The organism is Muricomes intestini (assembly GCF_004346165.1).
Classification (GTDB): domain Bacteria; phylum Bacillota; class Clostridia; order Lachnospirales; family Lachnospiraceae; genus Muricomes; species Muricomes intestini.
In genome coordinates, this window is the sequence record NZ_SLZZ01000025.1 from 14,531 (window position 1) to 26,622 (window position 12,092).

A 12,092-nucleotide genomic window follows, 5' to 3' on the forward strand; every position below is an offset into this window, starting at 1 on the left:
CTACTTATGTATCTCTATCCGGTACACCGGCAATCTCTCCTGCCAGCTCCATGTACTCCGCTGCACTTCTGCTGCCTTTTTTATATGCCATAACGGGAGCATTATTGTCCTGGGACCATTCAATGCTGCTGTCCACCCGGATATATGTATCAAAGACTTTTACATCATTTAGTTGTTTTAGGGCCGCAAAGGTCTGTTTAAAGTAGTTCTTTCTGGTGTCTACTTTTGTAATCACAATCCCGCCTACTTTAAGCTCCGGGACAATCTGCTTCACCTGTTCCAGAAACTCAAACATATTTCCCAGGCCAAACAGCCCCCAGGGAGTTGACTCCACAGGTATAATCACCTCATCAGAGGCACAGAGAATATTCATTACCCAGCCTCCCAGTGTGGGCGGGGCATCTATAAGAATATAGTCATAGCCCTGTGATTCCCTGATATTCTCCAGGCATTTCTTCAAAATATATTCTCTCTGCCATTTGGTAAATAATTCGTATTCTATGGAGCTCATCAAAGTTGAAGAGGGAATTAAATCAAGGTTATCATAAGAAGAATGAACAATATATCCGGTTAAATCCTCCTGCCTTTTGATTCCTTCGTACAGGTTCTTACCACCCTTTGCAAATTCCAGAACCCGCTCCTCATCAAAAAAGGATAAGGAAAGATTCAGCTGCATGTCTCCGTCAATCAAAAGTACCTTCCTGCCAAGCTGAGTCAGACCATATCCCACATTGCCGCAAGTGGTAGATTTTCCGCTTCCTCCTTTGTTATTTGCAAAACATATCACTTTTGTCTTTCTCACTTTCACGCCTCCGTATCTGCCTTAATTTTTCTTCTTTCTGTATCCAAGTATATCATGGTTCACTGTACGGTAAAATTCTGTTTTCATCTCCTCATAATCCATATCAGATCTTGCCATCAGCCACATTGCTTTTGTCATGGCAGCCTCCAGTGTCATATCATAGGTCTCAAGCAAATCCAGATCCTGTTTTACCTTCTTTCCTACTTCGTATACCGTCATATCGCTGCCTTCTCTCGCGACCTGTGTTGCAACAATAGCCAGTCTTCCCTGCTCACGGCAGCCCTCCATAACTTCATAGAACTTTTGTGTGAGATATTCGGGGATACCCCCCACACCATAACTTTCAATCATAATACATTTATATTTCCCAAACAAATATGTCAAAACCTCCGGATCCAGCCCAGGTATCAGCTTGAGCACATAAATACTGTCACTCATTTCGTGAAAAAACTGCACATCCTCCACATACTCTTCTTCCGGTATATACCGCAGTATTTCCTGTCCTCTGATGACAGCCAGATAGGGAAAGTTAATGCTTGAAAATGCATTGTAACTCTTTGCACGCTCCTTTTTTGCCCTGGTTCCCACTATCACTTTTCCGTCAAACACAATATTTACGTTATGAGATTCCTCATCGGAAGCGTAGATAAAGCTATCCAGCAGATTGGTCCTGGCATCTGTATTTTCCTCGTTAATCGGTTTCTGCGCCCCGGTTATCACAACAGGCTTCCTGGAATTCTGTATCATATAGGATAAAGCAGCAGCCGTATATGCCAGTGTATCTGTTCCGTGGCAGACTACAAACCCGTCATATTTCTCATAATTTTCTTCAATTGTACGGCTGATCAATTTCCAGTGATGCAGCGTCATGTTGGTACTGTCCACATTGCACACCTGAAGCGTGTGTACATCACATACCTTTTTCACGTCCGGAATATATCCAATGAGTTCCTCCGTAGTGATAGCAGGTGTCAGGCCTTCCTCCGTCCGCTTGCAGGCAATCGTCCCACCGGTTCCTATCATTAAAATTTGTTTTTTCATAGCTTCTCCTTGATATAATTACCACTCCAGCGATGCCGGCTCTTTGCCGAAATTTTTCTCCACCAGAGTACAGTATTCTTTATAAGCCTCAACGCCCTGGAAATCCTCTTTAAGAGAATCCCGAACACCCTTGTAATACCAGCCGATAGCGGATTTGCTGTTCATGCGGAATCTTTTCCACAGTTCTTCTCCCAAAGTGGGGTATTCCCTGTCAATATCCCGCATATTCGACAGCTTGTCCGCCAGGGCAATCATCTGTACTTCTTTTGGAGCCGACTTTAAACGCCGGATTGTAGCGCCCTTTCTTTCTTCCCATGTCTTGGATTTATCTTCACTTTCCTGTACAACCAGAGAGGCCACATGCTTTCCGAATGTTCTTTCCAGTATTTCCTCCGTTACATCCTGACAATCCTCTATTGTATCATGAAGAACAGCTGCGGATATAACCTCTTCGTCTTTGGTCATCGCCGCCACTATATCTGCGACCTCCACAGGATGAACAATATATGGTCTCTTTGTTCCTTTCCTGAACTGTCCTTCATGTGCCTTTGATGCAAACTCCAACGCTTCATCAATCATCTTCCCGGTTCCTCCATATGCTTTTGTGCGACCTCTTTTAAAGAAATCATATCATACACACTTCGGAATCACAACCAAAAACATTGCCTTTCACCAACTTGGAGCTTATGGTATAATGCTCTTACTTGGCAAGGTTTTCCCGAGCCTAGAAAGACATACACCTAATCACTTAGCGAGGTAGTTCACGAGCTTAGTGTTTATGGTATAATAGGATCCATAAAACATGAGAAAGAGGGTTTTTTGTATATGCATGAGAAATGTGTGCTGGTCACCGGGGCATCCAGAGGTATCGGAAAGGCCTGTGCTTTTGCCTTTGCCCGGGCGGATTATCAAGTCTTCATAAATTGTCGGAATTCTGTAAGCGAACTGAAAGAGGTTCAAACACAGATTCTGTCAGCAGGAGGAAGCTGCCGGATTCTTCCCGGGGATGTGAGCGGTTCTGCAGATGTGAAGCGAATTTTCCATCAGATTGAGCAATCTGCCAGAGGTCTTGATGTCCTGATAAACAACGCCGGAATATCTTATATCGGGCTGCTCACAGACATGGCAGATTCCGACTGGGAGAATATACTTCGAACGAACCTTTCCTCAGTCTTCTACTGTTCCCGGGCAGCCATCCCCCATATGGTATCTCAAAAATCAGGGAAAATCATCAACATTTCCTCTATGTGGGGAACCTCCGGTGCTTCCTGCGAGGCAGCCTATTCTGCAACAAAAGCGGGAGTCAACGGCCTTACAAAGGCACTGGCAAAAGAACTGGCCCCCAGCAACATTCAGGTGAATGCCATCGCCTGCGGTGTCATCGATACTGATATGAATGCTCAGCTGACAGAAGAAGAGCGACAATCACTGACAGATGAGGTCCCTGCCGGACGGTTCGGCTCTCCAAAAGAGGTGGCCGATCTGGCTCTTGGACTTGCAGAGAGACATCCCTACCTGACAGGGCAAATCATCGGATTAGACGGCGGCTTCCTGTAGGATTTTCATCTTTCTCGTTTCTCTGTGAGCAAAGAAAATGGCAAGAAATGCTGCAGCAGCATCCGCTATGGGGCCTGCATACATGACACCGTCAATTCCCATGAATATCGGGAAAATAAATATCAGCGGAAGCAGAAACATCACCTGTCTCGTCAGAGACATTACAATACCCAGCCTTGCCTTGCCGATAGATGTAAAGAATCCGGAAGACATTGGCTGTATTCCGTTTGTAAAAGTCATAAACATAAAGATTCTAAAGTATCTTTCTGCAAAGTGAAAGTATTCTTCACTTCCTGTTCCAAAAATGCTCACAATCTGACGCGGGAATATCTGGAAAGCCAAAAAAAATACTGTGGCGATTACGGTGCAGGTGACTGCTGACTTCTTGTAGGTCTCTCTGACACGTCCATACTCCTCTGCTCCGTAGTTGAATCCCCATATTGGCTGACTTCCCTGAGAAATTCCAATACAAATAGCCATGAATACACTGTTCACTTTAGAAATAACCCCCGCACATGCCAGAGGGATGTCACTTCCGTAAGCAGACAAAGCACCATAATGACGCAAAGTATTGTTCATTGCTATTTGGACTGCTGCCATAGCTATCTGATTGATGCAAGATGCCATGCCAAGTGAAACGATCCTCTTCAGGTGTAAAGCCTTTGGCCGAAACGATGCCGTCTTTAGCTCCATTTTCCTAAATTTTGCAAAATACAGTATAACAAGGAATCCTGATACCACTTGTCCGATGACTGTGGCGATTGCCCCGCCTTTAATTCCCCAGTGGAACCCAAAAATAAAAAGGGGATCCAGTATAGTATTGAGCACTGCCCCCGTCATCATACATACCATAGAATATATCGGGCTTCCATCAGCCCTGATTAAATGATTTCCTCCTGTCGTGAGTACAAAAAAAGGAATTCCCAAAGCCGTAATGCTTGTATAATCTCTGGCATACGGAAGAATATCTTTTGTAGCGCCAAAGGCATGGAGAAGAGGATTCAGAAACACCAATATAATAACTGCAATTACCAGACCGCTTACCACAAGAGCTGTGAGACCTGTCCCGGCTATTTCAGAAGCTTGCTCATCTTTTCCGGCCCCTGCCTCAAGATTATAATTTGCAGCGCTTCCGATTCCCAATAGAAGCGAGACAGCCGTAGCTATAATTGTAACGGGAAATGCAACATTGGTTGCCGCATTTCCCAGCATTCCGACACCTTGTCCGATAAAGATCTGATCTACAATATTATACATGGAGCTTACCAGCATACTGACTACCGCCGGTACCGCAAATTTTCTGATTAATTTTCCTATCGGCTCTGTAGCCAGTGTGTTGTTTGTCTTTTCCATTTCGTGCCTTTCATATATCTATTTGGCGAGAGCCAAACAGCGAGAAAACTGCAGGTTTTCGAGCCTGGTTCTGAATAGTTATCATATTTTACTATATATTTTTTGTGTGACATACGCTTTTACAGAAATACCTTCTGCCGTGTATTCTTCCTCTAAAAGCTGTCCGCATCTGCGGATAAGCTGAATCTTCCCTGCATCACTGAAAGGATAAAGCCGCTCTATATAAATCTGGTCTCTGCGTACAATTTCCAAAAGAGTCGTTTTGAGTTCTTCCAGTCCCTGCCCTGTTTTTGCCGATGTCAGGATAGAATAATCCGCCTGGAAATCCCGGAACCTGCCGGCTGCCTCCAGTTTATCCTGCTTATTAAAAAGAGTAATAATAGGTTTTCCTTCCACCCCCAGCTGACGCAATGTCTCATAGACCACATACATCTGTGTGTCCATCTGTGGATTTGATGCATCTACGACATGAATAATAATATCTGCATACTTTGCTTCCTCAAGAGTGCTTTTGAACGCCTCTATCAGGTGATGGGGAAGCTTCCTGATAAATCCTACCGTATCCGTCAATAGAATCTCCTGCTTCCCTTCCAGCTCCAGCACCCGGGTGGTTGTATCCAGCGTGGAGAACAACATGGCATCCTCTAAAATCCCGGCCCCAGTCAATGTATTTTCAATACTGCTCTTCCCTGCAGAAGTATATCCCACCAGTGCTGCCACCTTTAAATGAGAGGCTGCCCGGGACGTGCGGATAAGCTCCCTGTGCTGCTCTACTTCTCTGAGTTCTGATTTCAATTTGCTGATGCGCTCTCTGATCAGCCGCCTGTCCATCTCCAGCTTTTTCTCCCCCGGCCCTCTTGTACCGATTCCTCCGCCAAGACGTGACAGTGAATCCCTCAGCCCCACCAGCCGGGCGGCCCGGTACTTCAACTGTGCCAGCTCCACCTGTATCTTCCCTTCACTGCTGGTGGCCCGCGCTGCAAAAATATCCAATATTAAAAGTGTGCGGTCCACCACCTTGCATTCCAGCTCCTTTTCCAGATTATGAAGCTGAACCGAGGAAAGTTCGTCGTCACAGACAATCCCTGTAGCCTCAGTCTCCCACAGCATGTCCTTAATTTCCAGCAGCTTTCCCTTCCCCACATATGTTGTGGGATGGATAGCCTCCCTGTTCTGTATCACAAGTCCTGTCACTTCCGCTTTGGCAGTTTTTACAAGCTCTGCTAACTCATCCAGAGACTCCTCAGTCTTCTCATTTTCAATCAATTGGATACCCACAAGAAGTACCCGCTCCTTGTCTTTCGCAATCTCAACTACCGCCATACAATACCATTAAAAGGGGTCAAACCCTTTTACCTTTCATTTTACAATTTATCTGGTATTCAGAAATGCTGCCTCTTTTTGTGCCTCTTTGTCATCCGGATAGTCCCTGACATACTCAGTTGCTTTCTTCCTGGCGCTTTCCCAGTCCAGAAGCTTTTCATGGCACACGATTTCGTTGAACTTCATTTCCCGGACAATGTCAGTATAATCCTGCTCTTTTGTGTCTGCGTCCCCGCTTTTCTCCGCCAAATCAACTCCCTTGGAAAAGGCATCCAGGGCACCCTGATAATCCTCCAGGTGCATAGAACAGACTCCCACCAGATTATAAAGTACATAGGTAACATCTCCACCGTTATCTATTACCTGAAGAAAAGCATCCCTGGCCGGCTGGTAATCTTTCTGCTCATAATAAGCCATCCCCAGCCCTCTATATGCTTCAGCCGCACCCTTTTCCTCCTTCACAGCTTTCTTAAAGGTACTGACTGCTTCTTTGTACTCTCCTTTCTCTAATTGACCGGTTCCTTCTTTTACTGCATTTTGACATCCCGTCAGCAGCAAGGCTGCCAAAACAGCACATATCAATATATTTTTCACACTAACTCCTTTGTTCCTCTCTATTCTCTGATGTGCTCCATTCCCTGATTCATAATCGTTTTTATATGACTATCAGCAAGAGAATAGAACACAGTCCTCCCATCACGCCGATTTTTCACCAGCTTCATCTGCTTCAACACTCTGAGCTGATGGGATATGGCCGACTGAGTCATACCCAGTGTCTGAGCCAGATCACATACACACATATCCGACTGCCAGAGAGCATACAAAAGCTTTATTCTGGTAGAGTCTCCAAACACTTTGAAAAAATCTGCCAGGCCCTGAAGTTCTGTCTCCACCGGCATGTGCCCCTGAACCCTCTTCACGACATCATCGTGTACGCATACAACATCGCAGTTTTCCACTTCTAGTTTATCCATATAGCGAATCTCCTTCCAATGAACATCCGTTTGAATTTATTATACGAAAAATATTGCACCGGGTCAAGCAATGGGCAGAGTAAGGAGCCCGGCTGTCCGGACTCCCATTATAAAAAAATTCCTGTTTTTTGTCTGTTATATCTTCTTGTAAAGTATCCTCACAGAATTCAAAATACACAACATGGCAACTCCGGTGTCTGCAAAAACAGCCATCCACATATTTGCCAACCCCGCCAGTCCAAGGAGCATAACCAAAATCTTAATGGTAAGGGCAAAAACTACATTCTGCTTTGAAATCACTGCAGTTGTCCGGGCTATCTTAAGTGACTGCGGTATCGCCGCCACCGAGGAGGTCATAAATACAACATCTGCCGCCTCAATCGCAGCATCCGCTCCGCTGCCCATTGCCGCTCCTACGTCTGCTCCGGCAAGAACCGGGGCATCGTTGATACCGTCCCCCACAAACATAACACTTCCGTGGCTTGTACGGATTTTTTTTAATTCCTCTACCTTGTCATCCGGCAGAAGCTTTGCATGCACTTCATCAATTCCGGTTTCCCTTGCTACGCTGTCGGCACTTCTTTCGGCATCTCCGGTCAGCATTGCTGTGACAACTCCCATTTGTTTCAACTGCATCACAGCCGATTTTGCCTCTTTCTTAATAGCATCTGCAATAACCAGCCTGCCCACATATACTCCATTTAAAGCAAGCAGAACCTCTGTGCCATATGTGGTATCCTCGTATCCTGACAGATCAACCTGATATGCTTCCATTAAATTACGGTTTCCGCAAAGCGCTGTTCCTTCTTCCAGCTCTGCTTTAATCCCCCTGCCCGAAATCTCTTCTACAGATACAGGCTGTTTCAGCTGAATGTTTTCTTCTCTCGCAGCAGTCACAATACTGTTTGCAATAGGATGGGTAGATGTCATCTCACAGCTTCCGGCCAGCGCAAAAAGCTGTTCTTTTGTCATCCCTGCTTCCGGCATAGCCTCCTGTACGGCAAAATTGCCCTGGGTAATTGTTCCTGTCTTATCCATGACAATAGCTTTTACACCCTCCAGCGCTTCAATGGCAACTCCGCCTTTAAAAAGGATGCCCCGCTTGGAGCCTGCACCGATTCCTGAAAAGAATGCAAGGGGCACACTTAATACAAGCGCACAGGGGCAGCTTATAACGAGAAATGTCAGTGCCGTATATACCCAGTAATTCCAGTTTCCTGTTATCAGCGATGGAATAATGGCCGTTGCTGCCGCCAAAATTACTACAAAGGGCGTGTATACCCTGGAGAATCTTGTGATAAAACGGTCAATTTTCGGTTTACCTGCCGCTGCATTTTCTACAGAGTCCAGAATTCTGGTGACCATAGAATCCTCCAGGACCTTCTCCACACGGATTTTCAGTAATCCTGAAGTGTTAACACAGCCGGATGTCACAGAATCTCCTGTTTTCACAGCAACGGGAATCGGTTCTCCTGTTACCGGAGATGTATCAATTCTGCTCTCTCCTTCCATGACCATACCATCCAGAGGAACTCTGTCCCCGGGTCTTACCAGCAATAAATCGCCGATCATGGCATCCTCCGCCGGAATTTCCACTGTCTTGTCATCGTTTACTTTGTTGACTACCTCCGGACGCATATCTACCGCATCCATAATCTGGCTTCTGCTTCTGGCCACCGCAATCTCCTCAAAAAGCTCACCGACACGGTAAAATAGCATAACTCCGACTGCTTCAGGATATTCCCTTATGACAAGTGCCCCCAAAGTCGCAATACTCATGAGGAAATTCTCATCAAATACCTGCCCTTTGACCAGATTTTTGGCCGCTGTAAGAAGAACCTTTCCACCCAGTATAATATATCCGATTAAGTATAGTACAAGAGAAAGATATCCATTTACTGATTTAGTCATGGAACCGCCTATGAAAAAAATAGCACCTATAACTATTTCCAGAAAATCCCGCTTATTTTCTCTAAAAATATCAATCTGTTTTTTTACCTGGCGAGAAGGCCTCTTCTCTCTTTTAGTAACAACAACTTCACTCTGAACAGAAGAGCACACTTCCTGAATGATTGGAAGAATGTCTTCATCAATGTTTGTCACCAGCTGAAGCTGCTTTGTGGCAAAAGTTAGATTTGCAAAATCAACCTGGGGTAATTGCTGAATCTTTCTCTCAATTTTTGCAGCACAGTTCGCACAATCAATGTTCTCAACTATATATACCTGCTTAGGGACATTTTTAAAAGCATTATTATTCTCATAGTTAATCTTTAAAGATTCCTTATGCTGGCATTTGTCTTCATTATGACCACAGCAAGAGTGTTCTTCGTACTCATGCATGGACTCCTCCTCTTGGCAGCCGTCACAACAACAGTCTTCTTCACATTCATGCATGGACTCCTCTTCCTCTTGACAACAGTCACAGCAGCAGTCTTCCTCATGGTCATGCGGACGAGGCTCATACATATGTTCCTGAGGTTGTATTTCCTTGTCGCAATACTCTTCAGAAAATATTTTTTTATTTAATGTTTGTTGTGCCATTGTGATCCCTCCGGTTTATAATTATATATGAATAACTGTTCATATGTTCATATAATCACAATACCGGCGTTTTGTCAATAGATATCTGCCAAAAAACAAAAACACCCTTAAATTCGTCTTTTAAAGGTGTTTATTTACTTATTCTTTTTCTGTAATTTCCGGCTTTTTGGGTATTCGCCTTCCGCCGATTACATTTTCCGCCACCTCGTCCAGCCGTTCTTTATCTGCATGCTCGGCCTCATCTACAATACATGCCTGTATTGCCTCATTGAGTGACAGCATCTTGTCATCCAGCTCAGAAACCATCTGGGCACATTCCTTAAGTTCCCCACTGATGTAATCGGGTGCATTTCCCTCAAACTTATAATATATCTTATGCTCCAGGCTTGCCCAGAAATCCATGGCAATGGTCCGGATTTGAATCTCAACCTTTGTATCCACAACACTGTCCGAAAGAAACACAGGAACCGAGACAAGCATATGGTAACTCTTATAGCCGCTCTCCTTCGGGTTCTTGATATAATCTTTGATAGAAAGAACCTTCAAGTCGCTCTGATTTCCTATCATCTCAGCCAGCTGGTAAATATCTGATGTAAAAGAACAGATCAACCTTACCCCTGCGATGTCATTGATATACTTTACCATATTCTCTATGGATGTCTCATATCCATACCTCTTCAGCTTCTTCACAATGCTTTCCGGAGTCTTAATGCGGGTCTTGATATGCTCTATCGGATTGTACTGATGGACATGCTGGAATTCATCATTCAGAATCTCCAGTTTTATCCCTACTTCTTTTAGTGCTGCATTGTATAGAAAAATGACTGTCTTCCAGCTATCTACATCCTCATAATTCCTGACAGCATCATGCATCTGCAGTTCTCCTCTCAATTTGGAAAAATCCCCCTTTCCAACCTCCTACAGTATAGCATAAAAGGCACATAATGTCAGCTTATTCATTCTTTTTTTATAACTGTTCAGAACCAGGCAGATAGCTGCCTCCTTATGGGAAACCCTATAATTCAAGCTTCATATCCCCTGGCTTTATCCACTTTTTCTTCCTCATAAATTCTGAAATTCCAAGTGTTACCAGAGCTGGAAGAAAAATCTGGATAACCAGAATCTTTATCAGCACGATTGTCGTTGGTTCTGTCTGAGTCATTACCTGCCAGGTCATAATTGGCCCCACCAGTCCGGCTGTTCCCATTCCGGATCCCGTTGCGTTGCTGGTCATATGCAGCATCATGGTGCCCACCGGGCCCAAAATTGCACTGGACAATATAGCAGGAAGCCAAATAATCGGTTTTTTTACAATATTGGGAACCTGAAGCATAGAGGTCCCGATTCCCTGTGCCAGAAGACCTCCCATTTTATTTTCACGATAGCTTGCCACAGCAAAGCCAACCATATTGCAGCAACAGCCGATGGTAGCCGCACCTGCCGCCAGCCCTGAAAGATTCAAAATGACTCCAAGTGCCGCGGAACTAATCGGCAAAGTTAAAATCATCCCCATCAGTACGGACACAACAATTCCCATGAGAAAAGGCTGTTGTTCCGTGCCCCAGTTTACCAGAGAGCCTAACCAGTTCATGAACCGTGATATAGGAGGGCCTGCAAACAGACCTACGGCAGAACCTGTCCCAATAGATACCAGGGGGGTCAGAATAATATCTAGCTTTGTCTTCCCCGAAATGAGAATGCCCAATTCAATCGCTATATAAGCAGCCACAAATGCCCCCAACGGTTCTCCGGGCCCTGTAAATACCATTGAGCCGTCCTGGATTACCTGCCCCGCCAGCAATTTACCTGCAAAAGCACCTACCATGCCTGCTGTGGCTGCCGACGCAACTACAAGCTGGCTTCCCTCTAACTTACGTGCTACACCGACACCGATCCCCGCACCGGTGAGGGCGGCCGCTACCCTGCCGACCGCGTACATCATTTCCCCCGGGGCCCCACCGATAAATATACCCACCTGCTGGATAATTGTTCCAACAATCAGGGTAGCGAACAGTCCCTGTGCCATTCCACCCAGACCATCTATGAAAATCCTGTCCAGTAGCTTTCTCATCTTTCATATCCTCCTCGTATTTACACTTGTCTTGTCACTACTTCGTATTTTATCATAACCTTGTCTGTCCTGCCAGCTTTTTATTTATTACAGGTGGCAGTCATCATCTCGATTCCGCGGTTCTGAAAATTTGCATGGCTGAGCTATTTTCTGAATATTCTGAAAAAGGTGCCCAAAAGGGTCAGACCCCTTTGAACACCTTTGAATGCCTCTTGATTTATTCTTCTTCCACAAACATGTCCTTTGATGCTCCACAGAGTGGACACATCCAATCTTCCGGTAAATCCTCAAATGCTGTTCCCGGAGCAATTCCGCTGTCCGGATCGCCTACTTCCGGGTCATACACGTAACCACATGGCTCACAAACGTATTTCTTCATCTTAAATTCCTCCTGTTTTATAGATTTATCGCAGTGTAAGTACCTGTTGCA

The 12,092-nt window shown here is 45.0% G+C and carries 12 protein-coding genes; 1 reads left to right on the forward strand and 11 read right to left on the reverse strand.

Features of this window, described 5'->3' with window-relative positions; translation table 11 throughout:
* Window positions 1-4: 4 nt before the first annotated feature.
* Genes EDD59_RS14100 through EDD59_RS14110 form a run of 3 tightly spaced genes read right to left on the reverse strand, consistent with a single transcriptional unit; the run spans window position 5 to window position 2,422 of the window.
* Window positions 5-802, reverse strand: coding sequence for a ParA family protein (locus tag EDD59_RS14100; protein WP_132382986.1), 798 nt, complete (start codon window positions 800-802; stop codon window positions 5-7).
* Between the two features lie 21 nt (window positions 803-823).
* Window positions 824-1,843 carry an asparaginase gene (locus tag EDD59_RS14105; RefSeq protein WP_132382988.1) on the reverse strand — a complete coding sequence of 340 codons (1,020 nt, stop codon included), beginning with the start codon at window positions 1,841-1,843 and terminating at the stop codon, window positions 824-826.
* 18 nt (window positions 1,844-1,861) lie between these two features.
* Window positions 1,862-2,422 (reverse strand): HD domain-containing protein, encoded by a 561-nt coding sequence (locus EDD59_RS14110; RefSeq protein ID WP_132382990.1) that lies wholly within the window; start codon window positions 2,420-2,422, stop codon window positions 1,862-1,864.
* Window positions 2,423-2,668: 246 nt separating this feature from the next.
* Between EDD59_RS14110 and ymfI the strand changes: the two genes are divergently transcribed.
* Window positions 2,669-3,400, forward strand: a complete 732-nt coding sequence (ymfI, locus tag EDD59_RS14115) for an elongation factor P 5-aminopentanone reductase (RefSeq protein WP_132382992.1) — start codon at window positions 2,669-2,671, stop codon at window positions 3,398-3,400.
* Here ymfI and EDD59_RS14120 read toward each other — a convergent pair.
* From EDD59_RS14120 to rd, 8 genes are all read right to left on the reverse strand, one after another.
* A complete protein-coding gene (locus EDD59_RS14120) occupies window positions 3,380-4,753 on the reverse strand; it encodes an MATE family efflux transporter (RefSeq protein WP_132382994.1) in 1,374 nt (457 codons plus the stop codon). The two genes, ymfI and EDD59_RS14120, sit on opposite strands and share 21 nt — an antisense overlap.
* Window positions 4,754-4,834: 81 nt before the next feature.
* Window positions 4,835-6,076, reverse strand: a complete 1,242-nt coding sequence (gene hflX, locus EDD59_RS14125; RefSeq protein WP_132382996.1) for a GTPase HflX — start codon at window positions 6,074-6,076, stop codon at window positions 4,835-4,837.
* Window positions 6,077-6,124: 48 nt separating this feature from the next.
* Entirely contained in the window at window positions 6,125-6,670 is a 546-nt protein-coding gene (locus tag EDD59_RS14130) for a tetratricopeptide repeat protein (RefSeq protein WP_132382998.1), read from the reverse strand.
* Window positions 6,671-6,690: 20 nt separating this feature from the next.
* Window positions 6,691-7,050 carry an ArsR/SmtB family transcription factor gene (locus EDD59_RS14135; protein ID WP_132383000.1) on the reverse strand — a complete coding sequence of 120 codons (360 nt, stop codon included), beginning with the start codon at window positions 7,048-7,050 and terminating at the stop codon, window positions 6,691-6,693.
* A 135-nt stretch (window positions 7,051-7,185) separates the two neighbouring features.
* Window positions 7,186-9,591 (reverse strand): heavy metal translocating P-type ATPase, encoded by a 2,406-nt coding sequence (locus tag EDD59_RS14140; RefSeq protein WP_243117440.1) that lies wholly within the window; start codon window positions 9,589-9,591, stop codon window positions 7,186-7,188.
* Window positions 9,592-9,729: 138 nt separating this feature from the next.
* Window positions 9,730-10,464, reverse strand: coding sequence for a GTP pyrophosphokinase (locus tag EDD59_RS14145; RefSeq protein ID WP_132383034.1), 735 nt, complete (start codon window positions 10,462-10,464; stop codon window positions 9,730-9,732).
* 142 nt (window positions 10,465-10,606) lie between these two features.
* On the reverse strand, window positions 10,607-11,662 hold the full coding sequence (locus EDD59_RS14150; protein ID WP_132383002.1) for a PTS sugar transporter subunit IIC: 1,056 nt from the start codon (window positions 11,660-11,662) through the stop codon (window positions 10,607-10,609).
* Window positions 11,663-11,879: 217 nt separating this feature from the next.
* Window positions 11,880-12,041: a rubredoxin gene (gene rd, locus EDD59_RS14155; RefSeq protein ID WP_132383004.1), complete on the reverse strand. Its 162-nt coding sequence runs from the start codon at window positions 12,039-12,041 to the stop codon at window positions 11,880-11,882.
* Window positions 12,042-12,092 lie beyond the last annotated feature (51 nt).

Bases quoted from the DNA above. Each gene is read 5' to 3' on its own strand.
- EDD59_RS14105 (WP_132382988.1), bottom strand. From the start codon at position 1,843: ATGAAAAAACAAATTTTAATGATAGGAACCGGTGGGACGATTGCCTGC.
- EDD59_RS14110 (WP_132382990.1), bottom strand. From the start codon at position 2,422: ATGATTGATGAAGCGTTGGAGTTTGCATCAAAGGCACATGAAGGACAG.
- ymfI (WP_132382992.1), top strand. From the start codon at position 2,669: ATGCATGAGAAATGTGTGCTGGTCACCGGGGCATCCAGAGGTATCGGA.
- EDD59_RS14120 (WP_132382994.1), bottom strand. From the start codon at position 4,753: ATGGAAAAGACAAACAACACACTGGCTACAGAGCCGATAGGAAAATTA.
- hflX (WP_132382996.1), bottom strand. From the start codon at position 6,076: ATGGCGGTAGTTGAGATTGCGAAAGACAAGGAGCGGGTACTTCTTGTG.
- EDD59_RS14135 (WP_132383000.1), bottom strand. From the start codon at position 7,050: ATGGATAAACTAGAAGTGGAAAACTGCGATGTTGTATGCGTACACGAT.
- EDD59_RS14140 (WP_243117440.1), bottom strand. From the start codon at position 9,591: ATGGCACAACAAACATTAAATAAAAAAATATTTTCTGAAGAGTATTGC.
- EDD59_RS14145 (WP_132383034.1), bottom strand. From the start codon at position 10,464: ATGCATGATGCTGTCAGGAATTATGAGGATGTAGATAGCTGGAAGACA.
- EDD59_RS14150 (WP_132383002.1), bottom strand. From the start codon at position 11,662: ATGAGAAAGCTACTGGACAGGATTTTCATAGATGGTCTGGGTGGAATG.
- rd (WP_132383004.1), bottom strand. From the start codon at position 12,041: ATGAAGAAATACGTTTGTGAGCCATGTGGTTACGTGTATGACCCGGAA.